Annotated in this window: 1 protein-coding gene; it reads right to left on the bottom strand. The window is 33.5% G+C overall.

Annotated features, from left to right (window positions below):
• The coding region (locus DMC01_RS14380; protein ID WP_221887185.1) for a hypothetical protein at positions 1-328 on the bottom strand (328 nt) is incomplete at both ends.

Here is a 328-nt window from a genome sequence, read left to right as displayed (position 1 = left end):
GCTCAAAGTCTAGCTTGGTGTTTCTTAGCTTGGCTTGAATTTGACGGTCTTCTTTGTGCTTAGCTTGAATTTGATGATATTCTTTGTGTTTAGTGTGAAGTTGATGGTCTTCTTTGTGTTTAGTGTGAATTTTATAATACTTTGAGTGTTTGGCTTGAATTTGATGTTCTTTTGTGTGTTTGGTGTGAATTTGATGATATTCTTTGTGATTAGCTTGAATTTGACGGTTTTCTTTGTTTGGCTTGAATTTTTGATGAGAATTCAAGCCTCTTGTTATTTGATCTTGTGGCTTGAATTTATTGTGTGGTATTTGGTTGTTTTGATCTTG

It is taken from the genome of Campylobacter troglodytis, from assembly GCF_006864425.1.
GTDB classification, from domain to species: Bacteria; Campylobacterota; Campylobacteria; order Campylobacterales; family Campylobacteraceae; genus Campylobacter_D; species Campylobacter_D troglodytis.
Note: the sequence above shows the minus strand (reverse complement) of the source record. Positions and strands in the feature narration are given on the sequence as shown.